Here is a 22,278-nt window from a genome sequence, read left to right on the forward strand (position 1 = left end):
CGCCGCGCCGCGCAACCGATTTCCACTCCACTCGAGGCAGGCCAGCCGTGAATATCGTTCAGAGCATCGCCATCGTCGTTCCGTGGGCCGCGTGGCTCGCGTACTGGATCGCCACGTCGCATCGCGCGAAGGCGACCGTGCGCAAGGAGGCGTCGCTGTCGCGTACGCTGCAGTCGATTCCGCTGATCGTCGGCGGCGCGCTGATCATCCTGCCCGATCCGGCGTGGCAGGCGCTCACGCCCGCGTGGCACCGGTTCGGCCTGCAGGCGCAGTGCGGGCTCGCGGTGCTGGTCGCGGGACTGCTGTTCTCGGTATGGGCGCGGCTGCATCTCGGCACGAACTGGAGCGTGTCGGTCACGCTGAAGGAAGACCACGAACTCGTCCGCAGCGGTCCGTATGCGCTCGTGCGGCATCCGATCTACACGGGCTGCCTGCTCGCGCTCGTCGGCGCCGCGCTGATCGGCGGCGAATGGCGCGGCGTGATCGGCGTGCTGCTCGTGTTCGCGTCGCTCGCGTACAAGGTGCGCATCGAGGAGAGCTGGCTGACCGGCTATTTCGGTCCGGCGTATGCGCAGTACCGCCGCGAGGTCGCGGCGCTGATCCCCGGCTTCTACTGACCCCGCGAGGCGCGCGATGGCGAAGGTGATCGTGACCGCGATCGGATCGGCCGGCGACGTGCATCCGCTGCTCGGCGTCGCGCGCGCGCTCGCCGCGCGTGGCCATCAGGTCGTGTTCTGCACGCATCCGCCGTTCGAGGCGGCCGTGCGCCGCTGCGGCTTCGCGTTCGTGCCGGTCGGCACCGCCGCCGAATACGACGCGGCGATGGCGGATCCTGCGCTGTGGCATCCGCGCACGTCGTTCCGCACGCTGTGGCAGGTGATCGCGCCCGTGCTGCGGCCGCATTACGACATGCTGCGGGCGCTGACCGACCGCGATACGGTGCTGGTCGGCACGCTGTGGGCGTTCTCCGCGCGCTTCATGCAGGAACTGCACGGCACGCCGTACGTGTCGGTGCAGGTGTCGCCGTCGACGCTGCTGTCCGCGCATGCGCCGCCGACGCACAAGCGGCTGACGATTCCCGCGCGCTGGCCGCTGCCGGTCAAGTCGGCGCTGATGACGCTGATCGAGCGCCACGTGCTCGACCGCGTGTGCGGGCCCGCGCTGAACGCGGTGCGCGCGGATCTCGGGCTGCCGCCCGCGCGGCGCGTGCTCGGCCGCTGGCTGCATTCGACCGGCGGCGTGCTGTGCCTGTTTCCCGACTGGTTCGCGGCGCCGCAGCCGGACTGGCCCGCGCAGCACCTGCAAAGCGGTTTTCCGCTGTTCAATGATGTCGGCGAGCGCGCGGACGACGCGGTCCTCGACGCGTTCCTGGCGACGGGCGAGCCGCCGGTCGTGTTCACGGCCGGCTCGACGCTCGTCGATCATGCGGCGTATGCGCGTGCGGTCGCGAAAGCGCTGCGCGCGACCGGCGTGCGCGGCATCCTGCTGACGCCGGGCGACGCGCCGGTTGACCCCGGCCGCCTGCTCGTGCGCCGCTTCGTGCCGATGCGCACGCTGTTGCCGCGTTGCCGCGCGCTCGTGCATCACGGCGGCATCGGCACCGCGGCGCTCGCGTGCGAGGCCGGCATTCCGCAAGTCGTGACACCGTTCGCGCACGACCAGTTCGACAATGCGCAGCGCGTCGTCGCGAGCGGCTGCGGCGTGCGTATCGACAGTCCGGCGGACGGTCCGGTCGACGGCGCGCGGCTCGGCGCGGCGCTGAAGCACGTGCTCGACGACCCGACGTTCGCCGTGTTTGCGAAGCGCGCGCGGGCGTTGATCGCCGCCGCGCCGGACGGCTGCGAACGCGCGGCGGATTTCATCGAGCGGTTCGTGCCGGCATCGGGGCGTACCGCGCCGCCGGGCGCGCGTACCGCCGTCGCTGCGGCGAGCGCATGAGCACCGTCGCTCGGGACCGCGACGGCCGCGCGGAACAGGGACAGACGCAGGCGCAGCCGCCCGCCGCCGACGCGGCCGCGCGGCCCGTGCGCGGCGCGCGGCTCGCGCTGCTGACGTTCGCGTTGTCGCTCGCGACCTTCATCGAGGTGCTCGACTCGACGGTGACGAACGTCGCCGTGCCGGCGATCTCCGGCAGCCTCGGCGTATCGAACAGCCAGGGCACGTGGGTGATCAGCTCGTACTCGGTCGCGGCCGCGATCGCCGTGCCGCTGACCGGCTGGCTCGCGCGCCGCGTCGGCGAGCTGCGGCTGTTCGTCGGCGCGGTGCTGCTGTTCACGCTGACGTCGCTGCTGTGCGGGCTCGCGCGCGACCTGCACGTGCTGGTCGTGTGCCGCGCGCTGCAGGGCCTGTTCTCCGGGCCGATGGTGCCGCTGTCGCAGACGATCCTGCTGCGCACGTTCCCGCCGGAGAAGCGCACGGTCGCGCTCGCGCTGTGGGCGATGACGGTGCTGCTCGCGCCGATCTTCGGGCCGGTGGTCGGCGGCTGGATCATCGACAGCTTCTCGTGGCCGTGGATCTTTCTGATCAACCTGCCGATCGGCATCTTCTCGTTCGCGGTCTGCACCGCGATGCTGCGGCCCGACGCGCAGCGCGGCGCGGCCGGCCCGATCGACGTGCCGGGCATCGTGCTGCTCGTGATCGGCGTCGGCGCGCTGCAGGCGATGCTCGACCTCGGCCACGACGAAGGCTGGTTCGGCTCGCCGCTGATCGTCACGCTCGCGGTCGTCGCGGGGCTCGCGATCGTGTCGCTGCTGATCTGGGAAGCGGGCGAAGCGCATCCGGTCGTCGAGCTGAGCCTGTTTCGCGACCGCACGTTCTCGTTCTGCGTGCTGATCATCTCGCTCGGGATGATGAGCTTCTCGGTGGTCGGCGTCGTGTTCCCGCTGTGGCTGCAGGCCGTGATGGGCTACAACGCGTTCCACGCGGGGCTTGCGACCGCGCCGCTCGGCATCCTCGCGCTCGTGTTCTCGATCCTCGTCGGGCTGCATGCGCACCGCTTCGATGCGCGCGTGCTCGCGACGTTCGGCTTTCTCGTGTTCGCCGGCGTGCTCGCGTGGGACGCGCACTTCACGCTGAAGATGACGTTCGCGCAGATCGTCACGCCGGGACTGATCCAGGGGGTCGGGCTGCCGTGCTTCTTCATTCCGCTGACCGCGGCGACGCTGTCGCGCATTCCCGACGACAAGCTCGCCGCCGCATCGAGCCTGTCGAATTTCCTGCGCACGCTGTCGGCCGCGTTCGGCACCGCGATGAGCGTGACGCTGTGGGACAACCGCGCGACCTTTCACTACGACGTCGTGTCGCAAGCGGTCACGCACGCGTCGGCGAACACGCAGCGCTTCGTGCATACGCTCGACGCGATGGGCATCGGCGGCACGCGCGAACTGACGACGCTGCACCAGATCGTGATGCAGCAGGCGTACATGATGGCCACCGGCGACATGTTCTGGATGGCGAGCATCACGTGTCTGGTGCTCGCCGCGATGATGTGGCTGACGCGGCCGAAGCGGGGCGCCGCGGCGTCCTTCGGACATTAGGAACCGGCCTTCTGGAGGCGACATGGCGGCACTTGGCGCGCTCGTGATTCTCTACCACCCGACCGACGCGCAGCTCGCGGCGCTCGGCGCGTTGCGGCATGCATGCGACGCGCTGCTCGTCGTCGACAACACGCCGCAGCCGGACCCGCGCGCGCGCGACGCGTGCGCGCACGACGGCATCGCGCTGCTGCAGCACGGCAATCGCGGCGGCATCGCGGGCGCGTACAACGCGGGGCTCGCGGCACTGTTTCGCGAGCGCATCGATGCGGTCGCGCTGTTCGACCAGGATTCGGCGGTGCCGGCCGCGTTCTTTCCGACGATGCGCGACGTCTGCGCCGGTCTCGCGCCGCGCGCGTTCCTCGCGGGGCCGCGCATCTTCGACGAGAACGCGCGCAGCTTCCTGCCGGAACTGTCGACCAACGGCATCACGCTGCGCCGGCTGCCGATCGAGCCGGGCGCCGCGATGCAGCGCTGCGCGTTCCTGATCTCGTCGGGCTGCGTCGTGTCGCGCGACGCGTACGACACGCTCGGCCCGTTCGACGAGACGCTGTTCATCGATCACGTCGACACCGAATACAGCTTCCGCGCGCTCGCGCGCAACGTGCCGCTCTATGTCGTGCCGTCGCTGGTGCTGCCGCACCGGATCGGCGTGAAGCAACGCCATGCGTTCGGCCCATTCGAAATGACGTCGATGAATCATCCGTGGCAACGGCGCTATTACAGCGCGCGCAATGCGGTGCAGCTCGGGATCCAGTACGGGCTGCGCTTTCCGGTCGCGATCGTGCCGAACCTGCTGACGCTGTGGCAGATCGTGCAGATCGCGCTCGTCGAGCGGGACAAGCGCGCGAAGCTCAACGGCATCCTGCTCGGCATCGCCGACGGGCTGTTCGGCCGCCTCGGCCCGCTCGAAAGCGCGCGACCGCGGCTGGCCGCGCGGATGCAACGCGTGCGGCAAGGGTGAGGGCGGCGATGCGACGTTCGATGTTGACGACCCCAATGTTGAAGGCCCTGATGTTGAAGACGCATCGGGTGATCGATCGGGCAATCGGATCGGCGCACGGTGTGAAAGTCGCCGCGCTGGCCGCGATGCTGGCGCTCGGCGGTTGCGTGCCGTCGGGGTTCCTGCCGTCGCTGTCGCTGCGCGCGCCGGCCGACGATGCGCTCGCGCAGACGGCAGGGCAGGGCGCGAACGGCGCGTGGCCCGCGCCGGACTGGGTCAGGCAGTTCCAGGACCCGCAGCTCGATCAACTGATCGCGGACGCGCTGAAGAACAATCCGGACCTGCAGGTCGCGCAGGCGCGGCTGCGGATCGCGCAGGCGCAGCTCCAGCAGTTCGACGCGCTGACCGGGCTGACCGGCACGGCCGGCGCGACGGTCAGCCGCGCACGCATGCCGAGGCCGGGCGACATCGCCGACGTATCGGTCGGCGGCTACCGGGTGCCGGTGCAGATCTTCGGCGATCCGGTCGTGTCGCCGTCGTCACTGTTCGTCGGGCTGAACTACCAGCTCGACCTGTGGGGCAAGAACAAGGCCGCGACGAAGAGCCTGCTGTCGCTGCGCGACGCGGCTGGCGTCGAGGCCGACCAGGTGCGGCTCACGCTGTCGGTCGCGATCGTCACCGTCTATTGCCAGCTCGACCAGGCGTACGCGGCGCGCGACCTGCTGCAGCAGAAGCTGAAGATCAGCCAGCGGATCACGACCGTGCTGCGCGAGCGCACCGCGCGCGGCCTCGACAACGCGTACGACGCGAGCGACGCGTCGATCAAGCGCAGCCGGCTGCTCGAGCAGATCGCGCTGAGCGACGAGCAGATCAAGCTCGCGCAACTGCAGCTCGGCGTGCTGTCGGGGCGCGGTCCCGAACGCGGCCTCGCGCTGCAGCGTCCGCGCGTCGGCAAGATCGGCGATGCAGCATTGCCCGCGCGGCTGCCGGCCGACCTGCTTGGCCGCCGGCCCGACATCGTCGCCGCGCGGCTGCGCGTCGAGGCCGCGTATGCGAATGCCGACGCGACGCGCGCGCAGTTCTATCCGGACGTGAACCTCGTCGCGCTCGGCGGCGTGTTCGCGCTGACGCCCGCGTCGCTGTTCTCGCGCGACGCGCTGGCCGGCTCGGTCGGTCCCGCGATCTCGCTGCCGATCTTCGATCGCGGGCGGCTGAAGGCGAAGCTCGGTGCGGACGTCGCGCAGGCGGACGTTGCGATCGGGCTGTACAACAAGACCGTCGACGATGCGCTCGGGCAGGTCGCGCAGCTCGTCACGTCGCTGCAGACTGCGCAGACGCTCGTCGCGCAGCAGCAGGACGCCGCGAATGCCGCGCAGACGATCGTGCAGATCGCGGCCGACCGGCACCGGCGCGGGGTGCTGATGCAGAAGGATGTCGATGTCGCGGAGCTGACGCTGATCGACGAGCGCGCGCAACTGATCGACCTGCTCGGCCGGCAGCGCGCGCTGCGTGTCGGGTTGATCGGCGCGCTCGGCGGCGGGTTCGATGCCGGATCGACGTCCGCATCGGCATCCGCTTTGGCGACGCGCGCGACGCCGGGAGCACGGGCGAAACGCAGCGCTGCAACGGCCGCGCACGCGACGACGCGCGCGCCGTCGACACCCCCCGGCGCTCCGCGCGTCGCCGACATCCCGGCGATACCGCAGTTCCAGCACGACCGTCTGATCGTCACGCAAAGCAACTGAATGCACCACGACAACCTCCACACCGCTCCAAAGCCTGCATTGCAGCAGGCCGAATCCACGCCCGGCGCGCTCGACGCGCGCCGCGCAACGCGCCGCACGCGCTTCCTGGTCTTCTTCGCGGCCGTGCTGCTGGCCGCGCTCGTGTGGCTCGGGTTCTGGCTGCTCAGTGACCGCTACTACGAGGACACCGACGACGCGTACGTCGCCGGCAGCATCGTGCAGGTGGCCGCGCAGGTTCCGGGCACCGTCACCGACGTGCTGGTCGGCGACACGAACCCGGTGCGCGCGGGGCAGACGCTCGTGCGGCTCGACGACGCGGAAGCCTCCGTCGCGTTCGCGCAGGCGAAGGCGCAGCTCGCGCAGGCGGTGCGGCAGGTCGCGAACGCGAAGATCTCGACCACGATGTACGTCGAGGCCGTGAATGCGCGGCGGGCCGACCTGTCGCTCGCGCAGCGTGCGCTCGCGGCGCGCGAGGGCGCATCGGTCGAGATCGTCGCGCCCGAGGAGCTGGCGCGCGCGCGTGCGGCAGCGGCCGGCGCGCAGGCGAATCTCGCGGCGGCGCAAGCACAGCTCGACGCGGCGCGCGCGCTCGGCAGCAAGCTGCCGGTCGACGAGAACCCGGCCGTCGTGCAGGCCGCCGCGCAGTTCAAGCTCGCGTACCGCAACCTGAAGCGCACGACGATCGTCGCGCCGGTCGACGGCACCGTCGGCCAGCGCGCGGTGCAGGTCGGGCAGCAGGTCGGGCCCGGCGTGCCGCTGATGTCGATCGTGCAGCTGAAGCGGCTGTGGGTCGAAGCGAACTTCAAGGAAGGGCAGATTCGGCACATGCGCGTCGGGCAGCCGGTCGAGATCGTGTCGGACCTCTACGGCTCGCGCGTCGCTTATCGCGGCCACGTGCAGGGCTTTTCGGCTGGGACCGGCAGTGCATTCTCGATGCTGCCGTCGCAGAACGCGGCCGGCAACTGGATCAAGGTCGTGCAGCGCGTGCCCGTCGTGATCTCGATCGAGCCGGACGACCTCGCTGCGCATCCGCTGCGCGTCGGGCTGTCGATGCGGGTGACGGTCGATACGCATGACCGCGGCGGGCATGTGCTGGACAGCGAGGCGCCGACGCCGGCGCCGGCGCAGAGCACGCACGTGCATGACGGTATCGCGAGCGACGCGGACGCGGCGGCTGCGGCCGTCATCCGCGAGAACCAGGGCGAGTGATCGTCTGCGGGCCGAAACGGCGCGCGCTCGCTGCACGAACGAAGCGGGCGCAATGCCCGTTTCATGTCTTCCGGCCGCCGATGTCGGCACGATTCAAACGCATGTCGTGTTTGAGACATCGGCCCCCCCGCGTCCCGGACTACTCTCGAACGGCATGCTGCTTGCGCGCCGCGTCCGCCGGCGGCCGGCGGTGCAATCCAACGAGACATGGAGACAATACGATGAGCAGCAATCGAGGTGTCGTATATCTTGGGCCGGGCCAGGTCGAGGTGCAGAAGATCGACTATCCGAAGATGGTCGATCCGAGCGGCCGCGCGATCGGCCACGGCGTGATCCTGAAGGTCGTCAGCACGAACATCTGCGGCTCCGACCAGCACATGGTGCGCGGTCGCACGACGGCGCCCGTCGGTCTGGTGCTCGGTCACGAGATCACCGGCGAGGTGATCGAGGTCGGCCGCGATGTCGAGACGCTGAAGATCGGCGATGTCGTGTCGGTGCCGTTCAACGTCGCGTGCGGCCGCTGCCCGATGTGCAAGGAGCAGCAGACGGGCGTGTGCCTGAACGTGAACCCGTCGCGCGCAGGTGGCGCGTACGGCTATGTCGACATGGGCGGCTGGATCGGCGGGCAGGCCGAGTACGTACTGGTGCCGTACGCGGATTTCAACCTGCTGAAGTTCCCCGACCGTGACCAGGCGCTCGCGAAGATCCGCGATCTGACGTGCTTGTCCGACATCCTGCCGACCGGCTATCACGGCGCGGTCAGCGCGGGCGTGAAGCCCGGCTCGACGGTGTACATCGCGGGCGCTGGCCCGGTCGGGATGGCGGCGGCCGCATCCGCGCGCCTGCTCGGCGCGGCGGTCACGATCGTCGGCGACATGAATGCGGAGCGTCTCGCGCACGCGAAGGCGATGGGCTTCGAGACGGTCGACCTGTCGAAGGACGCGACGCTCGGCGAGCAGATTGCCGAGATCCTCGGCACGCCGGAGATCGACTGCGCGGTCGACTGCGTCGGCTTCGAAGCGCACGGCCACGGCTCGTCGGGCCACTCCGAAGAGGCGCCCGCGACGGTGCTGAACTCGCTGATGGAAATCACGCGGCCGGCGGGGGCGATCGGCATTCCGGGCCTGTACGTGACGGACGATCCGGGTGCGAAAGACAAGGCCGCGCAGCACGGCAGCCTGAGCATCCGCTTCGGCCTCGGCTGGGCGAAGTCGCATTCGTTCTTCACGGGCCAGACGCCGGTGCTGAAGTACAACCGCAACCTGATGCAGGCGATCCTGCACGGTCGCCTGCCGATTGCAGATATCGTCAATGTGACGGTGATCTCGCTCGATCAGGCGCCGGAAGGCTACAAGAAGTTCGACGGCGGCGCGCCGCGCAAATTCGTCATCGATCCGCACGGGATGCTGGCGGCGTGATGCACGGGTAGTGGGGGGAACGAGCGGGCGGTCCGGCGACGGGCCGCCCGTTTGTGTTGGAGGGTACGCAACCCGAATCGACCCGCTCAACTGGTCACGGCGCAGGTGATGCACGCTTGCAATGCGTGCGATGACGCACCTGACGGCCATCCGATATCGCAGGCAAAGACACACAAACAAAAACGGCACGGACGATTGCCGTGCCGCACGTGGCGTTCGATCGACGCAACGGCCGGTCCGGCCGCTACATGTCACGCATGCATCATCGCATGCGTCGGAAACGCTCCGCCGCCCGGCCCTTGCGCCAGCGGCGCGACCTGCTTGCGGCGCTCGCGCGTCGGCGCGACGCCGAACGCATCGCGATAGCTCTTGCTGAAGTGGCACGCGGACTGGAACCCGCACGCCATCGTGATGTGCATGATCGACATGTCGGTCTGCAGCAGCAGCTCGCGCGCGCGGCGCAGGCGCAGCGTCAGGTAGTAGTGCGTCGGCGTCATCCCGAGATGCTCGCGGAACAGCCGCTGCAGTTGCCGCTGCGACATGTTCGCAAGCCGCGCAAGCTCCTCGCGCGACAGCGGCTCCTCGATGTTGTTCTCCATCAGCGAGATCACTTCGAACAGCGACTTGTTCGCGGAACCGAGCCGCGCGACGAGCGGCATCCGCTGCTGCGCGCTCGTGTCGCGCACGTGTTCGACGATGAATTGCTCGGCGATCTGCGTGACGCGCGCGGTGCCGACGCGCGCGGCGATCAGGTTCAGCATCATGTCGAGCGGCGCGACACCGCCCGTGCACGTGATGCGGTCGCGATCGATCACGAACAGTTCCTTCAGGAAGCGCGTGTCGGGAAACTCTTCCTTCAGCGCGGACATGTTCTCCCAGTGGATCGCGCATGCATAGCCTGCGAGCAGGCCCGATTTCGCGAGCGCGTAGGTGCCCGTGCACAGGCTGCCGAGCGGGATGCCCCCGCGCGCGAAGCGGCGCAGCGTCGACAGGTGTTCGGCCGTCGTCGCGCGCTGCACGTCGACGCCGCCGCACACGAACACGATGTCCGGCTGCCCCGCGCATTCGGCCGGGCCCGTGTCGACCGTCAGACCGTTGCTCGCCGTGACCGGGCCGCCGTCCGGGCTGATCACCGACCAGCGGTAGAGCGGCTGGCCGCTCAGGTAGTTCGCCATCCGAAGCACTTCGATCGCATTCGTGAACGCGATCATCGTGAAGTTGGGCAACGGCATGAACGCGAAGTGGGACAGCGACGCTGTGCGGTCGGGCGACATGGGGAGCGTTCCTTGAATCTCTACTAATAGCTATTGGCCCGAGGCACGGATCGGGCTGCGGTATTGTGGGAGCGAGCGCAACAAGCGTGCCATACGGCTAAACCCTAGATGCATTCGTTGATCAGGCTCAAAAGCGATGCTGCACTGCACCGTATCCGTGACGGGCTGCACCCCCGCCGGGCGGCGGCGGCACCGCCGGAGTGCCTGTTCATAGGTGAACACGCGCCGCGCGTTTCCTTGGTCATCCGAAAAAGCACGACCGGTCACTTGTATAAAACGGACGCGCATGGCGGAAAAGGCAAAGAACGCGTCTAAATTCATCAATCGACCGAAAATCCGAACGACAAGAATAGAGCCGTCGGCAGCCATGTGCTGGACATGCCGGAAACCCAGTCGTGGCGGGCCTCAAGCATTGATTGCCGCCCCTTATTCTTCGTCACGGATGCTCTATGTCGAACTCCCAGCCTTTCTTCTCGCAGCCCCTTGCCGAGCGCGACGCGCCGGTCCGCAGCGCCATCCTGAAGGAACTCGAGCGGCAGCAGTCGCAGGTCGAACTGATCGCGTCGGAAAACATCGTGTCGCGCGCGGTGCTCGAAGCGCAGGGCTCGGTGCTGACCAACAAGTACGCGGAAGGGTATCCGGGCAAGCGCTATTACGGCGGCTGCGAATTCGCGGATGAAGTCGAGGCGCTCGCGATCGACCGCGTGAAGCAGATCTTCAACGCCGGCTACGCGAACGTGCAGCCGCACTCGGGCGCGCAGGCGAATGGCTCGGTGATGCTCGCGCTCGCGAAGCCGGGCGACACGGTGCTCGGCATGTCGCTCGACGCGGGCGGCCACCTGACGCACGGCGCGAAGCCGGCGCTGTCGGGCAAGTGGTTCAACGCGGTGCAGTACGGCGTGAACCGCGACACGATGCTGATCGACTACGATCAGGTCGAGGAACTCGCGCAGCAGCACAAGCCGAACCTGATCATCGCCGGCTTCTCGGCGTACCCGCGCCAGCTCGACTTCGCGCGCTTCCGCGCGATCGCCGACAGCGTCGGCGCGAAGCTGATGGTCGACATGGCGCACATCGCGGGCGTGATCGCCGCGGGCCGCCACGCGAACCCGGTCGAGCACGCGCACGTCGTCACGTCGACCACGCACAAGACGCTGCGCGGCCCGCGCGGCGGCTTCGTGCTGACCAACGACGAGGAGATCGCGAAGAAGATCAACTCGGCCGTGTTCCCGGGCCTGCAGGGCGGTCCGCTGATGCACGTGATCGCCGGCAAGGCGGTCGCGTTCGGCGAAGTGCTGCATGCGGACTTCAAGACCTACATCGACAACGTGCTCGCGAACGCGCAGGCGCTCGGCGAAGTGCTGAAGGCCGGCGGCGTCGATCTTGTCACGGGCGGCACCGACAACCACCTGCTGCTCGTCGACCTGCGGCCGAAGGGCCTGAAGGGCGCGCCGGTCGAGCAGGCGCTCGAGCGTGCGGGCATCACCTGCAACAAGAACGGCATTCCGTTCGACACCGAGAAGCCGACCGTCACGTCGGGCATCCGCCTCGGTACGCCGGCCGGCACGACGCGCGGCTTCGGCGTCGCGGAATTCCGCGAGATCGGCCGCCTGATCCTCGAGGTGTTCGACGCGCTGCGCGCGAACCCGGAAGGCGACCATGCGACCGAGCAGCGCGTGCGCCGCGAAATCTTCGCGCTCTGCGAGCGCTTCCCGATTTACTGATCGACACCGACAAGACTGGAACGAGAGGCAGATATGAGCACGTTGCATCAAGACAGCATCATTATCGACGGGCTGAACATCTCGAAGTTCGAGAAGCCGGTGTTCGAAGACATGCGCAAGGGCGGCATCACCGCCGCGAACTGCACGGTGTCGGTGTGGGAGAACTTCACGAAGACCGTCGACAACATCGGCGTGATGAAGAAGAAGATCCGCGACAACAGCGAGCTGCTGACGCTGGTGCGCACGACGGACGACATCTTCCGCGCGAAGAAGGAAGACAAGACCGGCGTGATCCTCGGCTTCCAGAACGCGCATGCGTTCGAGGACAACATCGGCTACATCGAGGCGTTCGCCGACATGGGCGTGCGCGTCGTGCAGCTCTGCTACAACACGCAAAACCTCGTCGGCACCGGCTGCTACGAGCGCGACGGCGGGCTGTCGGACTTCGGCCGCGAAGTGATCACCGAGATGAACCGCGTCGGGATCATGGTCGACCTGTCGCATGTGGGCGGCAATACGTCGTCGGAAGCGATCGCGTTCTCGAAGAAGCCGGTGTGCTACTCGCACTGCCTGCCGTCCGGCCTGAAGGAGCATCCGCGCAACAAGAGCGACGCGCAACTGAAGGAAATCGCCGATGCAGGCGGCTTCGTCGGCGTGACGATGTTCGCGCCGTTCCTGAAGCGCGGGATCGAAGCGACGATCGACGACTACATCGAGGCGATCGATTACGTCGTGAACCTGATCGGCGAAGACGCGGTCGGCATCGGCACGGACTTCACGCAGGATTACGCGAAGGAATTCTTCGACATGCTCACGCACGACAAGGGCCGCTATCGCCAGCTGACGAACTTCGGCAAGGTGATCAACCCGGACGGCATCCGCACGATCGGCGAATTCCCGAACCTGACCGCGGCGATGGAACGCGCCGGCTGGAAGGAGTCGCGGATCCGCAAGATCATGGGCGAGAACTGGGTGCGCGTCTTCAAGGACGTCTGGGGCGCATAAGCGGCAGCCCTTAACGCCAAGGATTCACACGTCACAAGAAATCGGGACGTGCCCGCGCAAGCCGCGTGGGCGCGCGGACGATGCCGCGCCTGCGAACCGGCGGCGCGCGGCCTTTTTTCCTCACGGAGTCACCACGATGCAACCGCAACTGCCGATCAACGTCGATCCCGATACCGGCGTCTGGACTACCGACGCGCTGCCGATGCTGTACGTGCCGCGCCACTTCTTCACGAACAACCATGTCGCCGTCGAGGAAGCGCTCGGCGTCGAAGCGTATGCCGAGATCCTCTACAAGGCCGGCTACAAGTCCGCGTATCACTGGTGCGACAAGGAAGCGAAGCAGCACGGCCTGACCGGCATGGCCGTGTTCGAGCACTACCTGAAGCGCCTGTCGCAGCGCGGCTGGGGCCTGTTCTCGATCGTCGAGGCCGACCAGGCGACTGCGCGCGCGAAGATCGAGCTGCGCCACTCGTCGTTCGTACTCCAGCAGCCCGGCAAGGAAGGCAAGCTCTGCTACATGTTTGCCGGCTGGTTCGCCGGCGCGATGGACTGGGTGAACGACACGACGCCGGAAGGTAAGAGCGCGCCGCGCTCGCAATCGAAGGAAGTGCAGTGCGCGGCCGAGGGCCACGACCACTGCGTCTTCGAAGTGTCGCCGATCGCGCACTGATGCACTGATACAGAACAACACCCGCAACACGAGACACACGAACGCCAGAGGTCGCCTGCGATGCGTTATCCCCACCTGTTCAAACCCATGCAGCTGAACCAGCTGACGCTGCGCAACCGGATCGTCAGCACCGCGCACGCGGAGGTGTATGCCGAGCCGGGCGGCCTGCCGGGCGACCGCTACATCCGCTATTACGAAGAGAAGGCGAAGGGTGGCGTCGGCCTCGCGATCTGCGGCGGCTCGAGCCCCGTGTCGATCGATAGTCCGCAGGGCTGGTGGAAATCGGTAAACCTGTCGAACGACAAGATCATCGATCCGCTCACGCGCCTGGCCGACACGATGCACAAGCACGGCGCGAAGATCATGATCCAGGCGACGCACATGGGCCGGCGTTCGTCGTTCCACGGCGAGCACTGGCCGCACCTGATGTCGCCGTCGGGCGTGCGCGAACCGGTGCACCGCGGCAACGCGAAGATCATCGAGATCGAGGAAATCCGCCGGATCATCGGCGATTTTGCGGCGGCCGCGAAGCGCGTGAAGGCCGCCGGCATGGACGGCATCGAAATCTCGGCGGCCCACCAGCACCTGATCGACCAGTTCTGGAGCAAGCGTTCGAACCATCGCACCGACGAATGGGGCGGCAGCCTCGAGAACCGCCTGCGCTTCGGTATCGAAGTGCTGACCGCGGTGCGCGAGGCGGTCGGCAAGGATTTCTGCGTCGGCCTGCGCATGTGCGGCGACGAATTCCACGAGGACGGCCTCGATCACGAGGCGCTGAAGGAAATCGCGCAGGCGATGTCGGAGACGGGCCTGATCGACTACCTGAGCGTGGTCGGTTCCGGCGGGGATACGCACAACACGATCGCGAACTGCATGCCGCCGATGGCGCTGCCGCCGGAGCCGTTCGTGCACCTCGCGGCCGGCATCAAGTCGGTGGTGAAGATTCCCGTGATGCACGCGCAGAGCATCCGCGATGCGGGCCAGGCCGAGCGCCTGCTCGCCACCGGCATGATCGACCTGGTCGGCATGACGCGTGCGCAGATCGCCGATCCGCACATGGTGATCAAGATCCGCGACGGCCGCGAGGATGAAATCAAGCAGTGTGTCGGTGCGAACTACTGCATCGACCGTCAGTACAACGGCCTCGACGTGCTCTGCATCCAGAACGCGGCCACCTCGCGCGAAGCGACGATGCCGCACATCATCGAGAAGTCGCGCGGCCCGAAGCGCAAGGTGGTGGTGGTGGGCGCCGGCCCGGCAGGCCTCGAGGCGGCACGCGTCGCGAAGCTGCGCGGCCACGACGTCGTGCTGTTCGAGAAGAACGCGGAAGTGGGCGGGCAGGTGATGATCGCCGCGAAGGCGCCGCAGCGCGAACAGATGTCGGGGATCATCCGCTGGTTCGACATGGAAACCAAGCGCCTGGGCGTCGACCGCCGCCTCGGCGTGGCCGCCGACGAGAAGATGATCATGGCCGAGAAGCCGGACATCGTCGTGCTCGCGACGGGCGGCTCGAGCTTCACCTGGCAGGTGCCGGGCTGGGGCGTGGCCGAGGGCCTGGCCGTCAGCTCGTGGGACATCCTGACCGGCAAGGTCGAGCCGAAGCAGAACGTGCTGCTGTTCGACGGCGTGAGCACTCATGCTGGCGCGGGCGTGGCCGACTTCATGGCGAGCCGCGGCTCGAAGGTCGAGGTCGTCACGCCCGACGTGAAGGTGGCCGACGATTGCGGCGGCACGACCTTCCCGATCTTCTATCGCCGCCTGTACGCGTTTGGCGTGATCCCTACGCCGAACACGATGCTCGATCGCGTCTATGAAGAAGACGGCAAGATGATCGCGGTGCTGCGCAACGAGTACACGGAGGAACTGGAAGAGCGCGCCGTCGACCAGGTGGTGATCGAGAACGGTTCGTCGCCGAACGACGAGCTGTACTGGAAGCTCAAGCCGGAATCGCTGAACCGCGGCCAGATCGATCCGCACACGCTGTTTGCGGCCGAGCCGCAGCCGTGCCTGTCGGAAGAACTCGGCAACGGCCGTTTCCTGCTGTTCCGTGTCGGCGACTGCATCTCGATGCACAACGTCCACGGCGCGATCTACGACTCGCTGCGTCTCGTGAAGGATTTCTGACGCCATGAATCCGTCCTTCCTCATTACCGCACTGCTGTGGCTGTCGGTGGCCGGACTCGCGTTCGCGGTCGCGAAGCGCGCGTCCTACTGGCGGCTCGGGCGGGCCACCGCGCCCGGCGCGTTCGGCGTCGCGAACCTGTTCGCGATTCCGAAGCGCTACTTCGTCGACCTGCACCACGTGGTCGCGCGTGACCCGTACATCGCGAAGACGCACGTCGCGACCGCGGGCGGCGCGATCGCCGCGCTCGCGCTGGTGTTCGTCAATTACGGCCTCGCGATCTACTCGCCGTGGCTCGACAAGCTGATCTTCCTCGCGGCGCTCGCAATGCTGGTCGGCGCGGTGTTCGTGTGGCGCCGCCGCGCCGCGAGGAACGTGCCGGCACGGCTGTCGCGCGGCCCGTGGAATACGCTGCCGTGGCTGCTCGGCTCGTTCGCGCTCGGCCTCGTGCTGTACATGCTGGTGCCGGCCGGCGCGATGTCCGGTGCGTTCGCGGTGCTCTGCGCGGTGCTGATCGGCATCGGCGCGTTCGCGATGACGTTCGGCGCCGCGAAGGGCGGCCCGATGAAGCATGCGATCGCGGGCCTGCTGCATCTCGCGTTCCATCCGCGCCAGGAGCGTTTCGCGGCGACGCGTGAAGCGTTCACCGGCAACGGCACGGCGACGCCGCCGACCGCACTGAAGCTGCCCGACATCGAGCAGCAGGAATACGGTGTCGCGAAGCCGGTCGAGTTCCGCTGGAACCAGCTGCTGAGCTTCGATGCGTGCGTGCAGTGCGGCAAGTGCGAAGCCGCGTGCCCCGCGTTCGCATCGGGCCAGCCGCTGAACCCGAAGAAGCTGATCCAGGATCTCGTCGTCGGGATGGCGGGCGGCAGCGACGCCGCGTACGCGGGCAGCCCGACGCCCGGCATCGCGGTCGGCCAGCATCGCGGCGAGCCGAACGGCCCGATCGTGTCGGGGCTGATCGAGGAGCAGACGCTGTGGTCGTGCACGACCTGCCGCGCCTGCGTGCAGGAGTGCCCGATGCTGATCGAGCACGTCGACGCGATCGTCGACATGCGCCGCAACCGGACGCTCGTGCACGGCACGGTGCCCGGCAAGGGCGCGGAAGTGCTCGCGAACCTGCGCGAGACGGGCACGATGGGCGGCTACGAAACGGCCGCCCGCTACGACTGGTCGGTGGACCTGAATGCGCCGGTCGCACAGCCGGGCCGGCCGGTCGACGTGCTGTTCGTCGCGGGCGAAGGCGCGTTCGACATGCGCTACCAGCGCACGCTGCGCGCGCTCGTCAAGGTGCTGAACAAGGCCGGCGTCGACTACGCGATGCTCGGCGGTGGCGAAACGGATACGGGCGACGTCGCGCGCCGTCTCGGCGACGAGGCGACGTTCCAGCAGCTCGCGAAGCGCCTGATCGGCACGCTGTCGACGCTGTCGTACAAGCAGATCGTCACCGCCGATCCGCACGTGATGCACAGCCTGCGCAACGAATACCGCGCGCTCGGCCTGCGCGTGACGGTCAAGCATCACACGACGTACCTGGCCGAACTGGCCGACAGCGGCAAGATCGCGCTGAAGGCCGTCGACGCGCTGCGCGAGAAGCGCACCACGTATCACGATCCGTGCTACCTCGGCCGCTACAACGGCGAGACGGAATCGCCGCGCAAGCTGCTGAAGACGATCGGCATCCAGGTCGTCGAGATGGAGCGCAACGGCATGCGCGGCCGCTGCTGCGGCGGTGGCGGCGGCGCGCCGCTGACCGACATCCCCGGCAAGCAGCGCATTCCGGACATCCGCATCGCTGACGCGCGCGCGGTCAATGCCGAAGTTGTCGCGGTCGGGTGCCCGAACTGCACGGCGATGCTCGAAGGCGTCGTGGGCCCGCGTCCCGACGTGCTCGATGTGGCCGAACTCGTTGCCGCCTCGCTGGAGTGAGTGAATCGATGAATACGATCAAACGAATCGATCCGCGCCGGCCGTTCATCATCACGGCGGCAGGCCTGAAGCGCATCACGCTCGGCGAGGAAGGCAGCGCGGATGCCAGCGCCGCGCACTGGGCCGCGCATGCGCATGGCAGTGCGGCTGCGAAGCCGCGCCGCGCGGTGCAGGACCCGAAGCACGTGCTGCTCGTCGCGGCGCACAGCGAGCGCGGTTCGCTCGACGACCATGCGCGGCAGGCGATTGCCGCCGCTGCGCTGCTCGCTGATGCGCAGACGGAAGTCGCACTGCTGGTGTTCGGCGAACTGAAGGACGACGCGGCCGAGCTCGGCGTCGACAAGCTGATTGAACTGACGGGCTTCGACCGCCGCGCGTTCGCGCCCGAAAGCGAATTGCAAGCGTTGCAGGCATGCGTCGCGGCGCTCGCGCCGAAGCATGTGTTCGTGCCCGACAACGCGACCGGCGACGGCGATCTCGGCCGGCGCTACGCGGCGGCGGCCGGCGCGAGCGTCGCGACCCACGTGGTCGAGCTCGATGCGCGGCACGTCGGTGCGTATGCCCACGCGAAACGCGCGTTTGCGACCCGCGCACTGCCGGACGTGATCCTGCTCGCACCGAATGCGGTCGACGCGAAGCTGCCGTTCGTCGGCGCGGGCGAGCGCCTGGCCGGCGAGTTCATCCGCCCGGCCAGCGACGCCGGAGCGCCGTATCGCGATTTCGGCCTCGAGGAACTCGACGCCGCGCAGGTCGCGCTCGAGGAAGCCGATTTCATCGTGTCGGCCGGCAACGGCGTGACCGACATCGGCGCGTTCGAGCGGCTCGCCGGCGCGTTTGGCGCGGCGATCGGCGCGAGCCGTGTCGCGGTCGACAACGGTCACTTCACGCGCGACAAGCAGGTCGGCGCGACCGGCAAGACGGTCGAGGCGAGCGTCTACATCGCGTTCGGGATTTCGGGCGCGGTGCAGCACTTGCAGGGCATCAAGGACTGCCGCCACGTGATCGCGGTGAACCTCGACGGCAGCGCGCCGATCGCGAAGCGCGCGAACCTGACGGTGGTCGGCGACGCGCAGGGCACGATCGCCGCGCTGATCGAACAGGTGCAGGCCGCGCGTGTCGCGCGCGGCGCGTCGCCGGCTGCGGTCGGCAAGCGTGAACCGGAAGGAGTCGCAGCATGAACGCCCCCCGATTGTTGAAGCGCATCGCGGTGCTGGTGTCGGTCGGCCGGCATCCGGTCAGCGGCGTGCCGCGCTACAGCCGCAACGACGCGGCCGCGCTCGAGCTCGGCCGCACGCTGGCCGAACGCCATCACTCGCAGCTCGACGTGATCCACGCGGGCGACCCGATCACGCCGGCGCTCGCCGAATACCTGGCGCTCGGCGCGCGCGAGGTCGAGGTGCTGACCTGCCGCGACGGCGACGATGCCGCGCGTGCACTCGCCGCGCGCGTCGAAGGCTACGACCTCGTGCTGACCGGCACGCGCGCCGAGGGCGCGTACGACACCGGGATGCTCCCGTATCAGGTCGCTGCGGCGCTCGGCTATCCGCTCGTCGGCTCGGCCGTCGACGTGACGATCGACGCGGGCCGCGCGGCGGTCCGGCAATTTTTGCCGAAAGGCTTGCGCAGGCGCGTCGACGCGGCGCTGCCGGCGGTCGTCGCCGTGCATCCGCTCGCGAACGCGCAGCCGCGCTATGCGTATGCGCGGCTGAAGGCCGGCACGGTGCGCCCGGTGCGCGTGTCGCCGGGCCAGGACGCCGATGCGCTCGCGTGGACGGTCGGCGCGATCGAGCGCAAGCCGGTGAAGCTGGCCGCCGCCGAGAAGCGCTCCGGGCATGCCCGGATGCTGTCGGCGACGACCACCGAAAGCCGCGGCGGCAACGTCGTAAATGAAGGGAGTTCGGTCGAAAAAGCACAAGTGATCCTCGCGTATTTGCGCGAGCATCAGCTCATCGACTACTGATTTTGATGCCTGTCGGCAACCACACTGGGATGCAAGGAATCCGGAGCAAACGATGAAAGTATCGGCAGACATTCGTGCATTGATCGAGCGGCGCCAGGACGGTTACAGCCTGGAAGCGCCGTTCTACACGAGCGACGAAATCTTCGCGCTCGACATGGAGGCGATCTTCCGCCAGCACTGGATCCAGGTGGCGGTCGAACCTGACGTTCCCGAACCGGGCGACTACGTGACGGTGGAACTGGGGAACGACTCGATCCTGATCGTGCGCGACGACGACATGCAGATTCGCGCGTTCCACAACGTGTGCCGCCATCGCGGCGCGCGGCTGTGCAACGAAGATAAAGGCTCGGTCGGCAACATCGTGTGCCCGTACCACAGCTGGACCTACAACCTGACCGGCCAGCTGATGTTCGCCGAGCACATGGGCGAGAAGTTCGACCGCTGCAAGCACAGCCTGAAATCGGTGCACGTCGAGAACCTCGCGGGCCTGATCTTCATTTGCCTCGCGGACGAGCCGCCCGTCGACTTCGCCAACCTGCGCGCGGCGATGGAGCCGTACCTGCTGCCGCACGACCTGCCGAACACGAAGATCGCCGCGCAGATCGACATCATCGAGGAAGGCAACTGGAAGCTGACGATGGAGAACAATCGCGAGTGCTATCACTGCGTCGCGAACCATCCGGAGCTGACGATCTCGCTGTACGAATACGGCTTCGGCTACCAGCGTTCCGATGCCAACGCCGAGGGCATGGACGCGTTTGCGGAGACCTGCATCCGGCGAGGGAAGGAATGGGCCGAGATGGGCTTGCCGTCGGTCGAGATCGAGAAGCTGCTCGACGTGACGGGCTTCCGCACGCAGCGCCTGCCGCTCGACCGCAGCGGCGAATCGCAGACGCTCGATGCGAAGGTCGCGTCGAAGAAGCTGCTCGGCGAATTCCGCCAGGCCGATCTCGGCGGGCTGTCGTTCTGGACGCAGCCGAACTCGTGGCACCACTTCATGAGCGACCACATCGTGACGTTCTCGGTGATCCCGCTGTCGGCCGGCAAGACGCTCGTGCGCACCAAGTGGCTCGTGCACAAGGATGCGAAGGAAGGCGTCGACTACGACGTGAAGAACCTCACGGCCGTGTGGAACGCGACCAACGACCAGGATCGCGCGCTCGTCGAGTTCTCGCAGCGCGGCGCGACCAGCAGCGCGTACGAGCCGGGCCCGTATTCGCCGTACACCGAAGGTCTCGTCGAAAAGTTCTCGGCCTGGTACATCGGCCGGCTCGCCGAGAAGATCGGCGAATAGCGTAAAGCGTAGCAGCGAACAAGCGGAGCAATTGATGAAACGACCCCCACGCTCACTCCGTTCCCTGCCCCCCAAGGGGGCGGTCAGCCGCCCACGGCCGGCTTTGCAAAGCCGGCCGGCTACGCAGGCGCAGAGCGATGCTCTGCGAATTCCCTGCTACGCCCTTGGGGCGGCCCTGCGGAGGCTGACATGATGCGAGATGCGGCGAATTTCGAGCCGGCCGACAGCCGGGTGACGCGCCCGGCGTTCTGGAACGCGCTTCCCGAGCGCTGGACGAGCGACGTCGAGGAGACGCTGGTGTGCTGCCAGGTGCGGCAGGAAACGCACGACGTGAAGAGCTTCTTCTTCCGTTCGCCGCAGGGCCGCGCGTTCTCGTTCGAGCCGGGGCAGTTCATCACGCTCGAGCTCGACATCGACGGCGAGACGATCAACCGGTGCTACACGATCTCGTCGTCGCCCGCGCGTCCGCACACGATCTCGATCACGGTCAAGCGCGTGCCGGGCGGCAAGGTGTCGAACTGGCTGCACGACAACCTGCAGCCGGGCGCGTCGATCCGCGTGCTCGGCCCGGCGGGCGAGTTCACCTGCGCGCGGCATCCGGCGCGCAAGTACCTGTTCCTGTCCGCCGGCTCCGGCATCACGCCGCTGATGTCGATGAGCCGCGCGCACCACGATCTCGCCGAGGATCGCGACATCGTGTTCGTGCACAGCGCGCGCACGCCGGACGACATCATCTTCGCGCGCGAACTCGACCTGATCGCGTCGAACCACACGAACTTCCGCACGTCGTTCGTCGTCGAGCGCGTCGGCGCACGCACCAACTGGCCGGGCGTCACGGGTTTCCTGTCGCTGTCGCTGCTGAAGCTGATCGCGCCGGACTTCATGGAGCGCGAGATCTTCACGTGCGGCCCGGCGCCGTACATGAAGGCCGTGCGCGACCTGCTCGACGAAGCCGGGTTCGACCGCAAGCAGTATCACGAGGAAAGCTTCTCGTTCGAGACGCTCGCGCAGACCGCGAGCGACGAACTGCTCGCCGATCTCGCGCCGGCCGCGGATGGCGCGGACGGTGACGCGGCGGCGCAGTTCACGGTCAGCTTCGCGAAGAGCAACCGCGAGATCGTCTGCGGATCGGCGCAGCACGTGCTCGATGCGGCGCGCCAGTCGGGCGTGCGGCTGCCGGCGTCGTGCACGCAGGGCATGTGCGGCACCTGCAAGGTGAAGCTCGTGTCGGGTCAGGTCGAAATGAAGCACAACGGCGGGATCCGCCAGCGCGAGATCGACCAGGGGATGGTGCTGCTTTGCTGCAGCAAGCCGCTGACGGATCTCGTGATCGACAAGTAGCTGCCGGCGTCGTGGCAGGACAAACACGCGTCGGAAAACAACGATACCGTGGAATTGTGGTTGAAGAACCTAGAGAGGCATAGGGGGCATTCGCGCCCGATTCATTGG

17 protein-coding genes are annotated in these 22,278 nt (G+C 67.9%); 16 read left to right on the top strand and 1 reads right to left on the bottom strand.

Annotation, left to right across the window (positions count from 1 at the left end; translation table 11 throughout):
- The first annotated feature begins 47 nt into the window (after positions 1 to 47).
- The 7 genes from ACV229_RS25125 (at position 48) to fdhA (ending at position 8,848) form a co-directional block, all read left to right on the top strand.
- On the top strand, positions 48 to 617 hold the full coding sequence (locus tag ACV229_RS25125) for a methyltransferase family protein (RefSeq protein ID WP_448085807.1): 570 nt from the start codon (positions 48 to 50) through the stop codon (positions 615 to 617).
- A 16-nt stretch (positions 618 to 633) separates the two neighbouring features.
- A complete protein-coding gene (locus ACV229_RS25130; RefSeq protein WP_448085808.1) occupies positions 634 to 1,938 on the top strand; it encodes a glycosyltransferase in 1,305 nt (434 codons plus the stop codon).
- Positions 1,935 to 3,536, top strand: coding sequence for a DHA2 family efflux MFS transporter permease subunit (locus tag ACV229_RS25135; protein ID WP_448085809.1), 1,602 nt, complete (start codon positions 1,935 to 1,937; stop codon positions 3,534 to 3,536). Before ACV229_RS25130 ends, ACV229_RS25135 begins: the two co-directional genes overlap by 4 nt.
- A 22-nt stretch (positions 3,537 to 3,558) precedes the next feature.
- Positions 3,559 to 4,497 carry a glycosyltransferase family 2 protein gene (locus ACV229_RS25140; protein ID WP_448085810.1) on the top strand — a complete coding sequence of 313 codons (939 nt, stop codon included), beginning with the start codon at positions 3,559 to 3,561 and terminating at the stop codon, positions 4,495 to 4,497.
- Positions 4,498 to 4,547: 50 nt separating this feature from the next.
- A complete protein-coding gene (locus tag ACV229_RS25145; RefSeq protein ID WP_448085811.1) occupies positions 4,548 to 6,221 on the top strand; it encodes an efflux transporter outer membrane subunit in 1,674 nt (557 codons plus the stop codon).
- Positions 6,222 to 7,430, top strand: a complete 1,209-nt coding sequence (locus tag ACV229_RS25150; protein WP_448085812.1) for an HlyD family secretion protein — start codon at positions 6,222 to 6,224, stop codon at positions 7,428 to 7,430.
- Positions 7,431 to 7,651: 221 nt separating this feature from the next.
- Positions 7,652 to 8,848, top strand: a complete 1,197-nt coding sequence (fdhA, locus tag ACV229_RS25155; protein WP_448085813.1) for a formaldehyde dehydrogenase, glutathione-independent — start codon at positions 7,652 to 7,654, stop codon at positions 8,846 to 8,848.
- A gap of 251 nt (positions 8,849 to 9,099) precedes the next feature.
- On the opposite strand, the gene ACV229_RS25160 is transcribed toward fdhA, so the two are convergent.
- Positions 9,100 to 10,122 (bottom strand): GlxA family transcriptional regulator, encoded by a 1,023-nt coding sequence (locus ACV229_RS25160; RefSeq protein ID WP_448085814.1) that lies wholly within the window; start codon positions 10,120 to 10,122, stop codon positions 9,100 to 9,102.
- A gap of 449 nt (positions 10,123 to 10,571) precedes the next feature.
- Between ACV229_RS25160 and ACV229_RS25165 the strand changes: the two genes are divergently transcribed.
- From ACV229_RS25165 to ACV229_RS25205, 9 genes are all read left to right on the top strand, one after another.
- On the top strand, positions 10,572 to 11,846 hold the full coding sequence (locus ACV229_RS25165) for a serine hydroxymethyltransferase (RefSeq protein WP_448085815.1): 1,275 nt from the start codon (positions 10,572 to 10,574) through the stop codon (positions 11,844 to 11,846).
- A gap of 33 nt (positions 11,847 to 11,879) precedes the next feature.
- Positions 11,880 to 12,851 carry a dipeptidase gene (locus ACV229_RS25170; RefSeq protein WP_448085816.1) on the top strand — a complete coding sequence of 324 codons (972 nt, stop codon included), beginning with the start codon at positions 11,880 to 11,882 and terminating at the stop codon, positions 12,849 to 12,851.
- 136 nt (positions 12,852 to 12,987) lie between these two features.
- Positions 12,988 to 13,521 carry a DUF5943 domain-containing protein gene (locus ACV229_RS25175; RefSeq protein ID WP_448085817.1) on the top strand — a complete coding sequence of 178 codons (534 nt, stop codon included), beginning with the start codon at positions 12,988 to 12,990 and terminating at the stop codon, positions 13,519 to 13,521.
- A gap of 60 nt (positions 13,522 to 13,581) precedes the next feature.
- Positions 13,582 to 15,645, top strand: a complete 2,064-nt coding sequence (locus tag ACV229_RS25180; protein WP_448085818.1) for an oxidoreductase — start codon at positions 13,582 to 13,584, stop codon at positions 15,643 to 15,645.
- A gap of 4 nt (positions 15,646 to 15,649) precedes the next feature.
- Entirely contained in the window at positions 15,650 to 17,575 is a 1,926-nt protein-coding gene (locus tag ACV229_RS25185; protein WP_448085819.1) for a (Fe-S)-binding protein, read from the top strand.
- 8 nt (positions 17,576 to 17,583) lie between these two features.
- Positions 17,584 to 18,753, top strand: a complete 1,170-nt coding sequence (locus tag ACV229_RS25190) for an electron transfer flavoprotein subunit alpha/FixB family protein (protein ID WP_448085820.1) — start codon at positions 17,584 to 17,586, stop codon at positions 18,751 to 18,753.
- On the top strand, positions 18,750 to 19,535 hold the full coding sequence (locus tag ACV229_RS25195; RefSeq protein ID WP_448085821.1) for an electron transfer flavoprotein subunit beta/FixA family protein: 786 nt from the start codon (positions 18,750 to 18,752) through the stop codon (positions 19,533 to 19,535). Before ACV229_RS25190 ends, ACV229_RS25195 begins: the two co-directional genes overlap by 4 nt.
- A gap of 52 nt (positions 19,536 to 19,587) precedes the next feature.
- Entirely contained in the window at positions 19,588 to 20,829 is a 1,242-nt protein-coding gene (locus ACV229_RS25200) for an aromatic ring-hydroxylating oxygenase subunit alpha (RefSeq protein ID WP_448085822.1), read from the top strand.
- 189 nt (positions 20,830 to 21,018) lie between these two features.
- Positions 21,019 to 22,170, top strand: a complete 1,152-nt coding sequence (locus ACV229_RS25205; protein ID WP_448085823.1) for an FAD-binding oxidoreductase — start codon at positions 21,019 to 21,021, stop codon at positions 22,168 to 22,170.
- Positions 22,171 to 22,278: the final 108 nt, after the last annotated feature.

Source organism: Burkholderia sp. MR1-5-21, assembly GCF_053427715.1.

What these genes read in the sequence shown, in the direction of transcription:
- ACV229_RS25130 (WP_448085808.1), top strand. Translation starts at nt 634, where the DNA reads ATGGCGAAGGTGATCGTGACCGCGATCGGATCGGCCGGCGACGTGCAT.
- ACV229_RS25135 (WP_448085809.1), top strand. Translation starts at nt 1,935, where the DNA reads ATGAGCACCGTCGCTCGGGACCGCGACGGCCGCGCGGAACAGGGACAG.
- ACV229_RS25140 (WP_448085810.1), top strand. Translation starts at nt 3,559, where the DNA reads ATGGCGGCACTTGGCGCGCTCGTGATTCTCTACCACCCGACCGACGCG.
- ACV229_RS25145 (WP_448085811.1), top strand. Translation starts at nt 4,548, where the DNA reads ATGTTGAAGACGCATCGGGTGATCGATCGGGCAATCGGATCGGCGCAC.
- ACV229_RS25150 (WP_448085812.1), top strand. Translation starts at nt 6,222, where the DNA reads ATGCACCACGACAACCTCCACACCGCTCCAAAGCCTGCATTGCAGCAG.
- fdhA (WP_448085813.1), top strand. Translation starts at nt 7,652, where the DNA reads ATGAGCAGCAATCGAGGTGTCGTATATCTTGGGCCGGGCCAGGTCGAG.
- ACV229_RS25160 (WP_448085814.1), bottom strand. Translation starts at nt 10,122, where the DNA reads ATGTCGCCCGACCGCACAGCGTCGCTGTCCCACTTCGCGTTCATGCCG.
- ACV229_RS25165 (WP_448085815.1), top strand. Translation starts at nt 10,572, where the DNA reads ATGTCGAACTCCCAGCCTTTCTTCTCGCAGCCCCTTGCCGAGCGCGAC.
- ACV229_RS25170 (WP_448085816.1), top strand. Translation starts at nt 11,880, where the DNA reads ATGAGCACGTTGCATCAAGACAGCATCATTATCGACGGGCTGAACATC.
- ACV229_RS25175 (WP_448085817.1), top strand. Translation starts at nt 12,988, where the DNA reads ATGCAACCGCAACTGCCGATCAACGTCGATCCCGATACCGGCGTCTGG.
- ACV229_RS25180 (WP_448085818.1), top strand. Translation starts at nt 13,582, where the DNA reads ATGCGTTATCCCCACCTGTTCAAACCCATGCAGCTGAACCAGCTGACG.
- ACV229_RS25185 (WP_448085819.1), top strand. Translation starts at nt 15,650, where the DNA reads ATGAATCCGTCCTTCCTCATTACCGCACTGCTGTGGCTGTCGGTGGCC.
- ACV229_RS25190 (WP_448085820.1), top strand. Translation starts at nt 17,584, where the DNA reads ATGAATACGATCAAACGAATCGATCCGCGCCGGCCGTTCATCATCACG.
- ACV229_RS25195 (WP_448085821.1), top strand. Translation starts at nt 18,750, where the DNA reads ATGAACGCCCCCCGATTGTTGAAGCGCATCGCGGTGCTGGTGTCGGTC.
- ACV229_RS25200 (WP_448085822.1), top strand. Translation starts at nt 19,588, where the DNA reads ATGAAAGTATCGGCAGACATTCGTGCATTGATCGAGCGGCGCCAGGAC.
- ACV229_RS25205 (WP_448085823.1), top strand. Translation starts at nt 21,019, where the DNA reads ATGATGCGAGATGCGGCGAATTTCGAGCCGGCCGACAGCCGGGTGACG.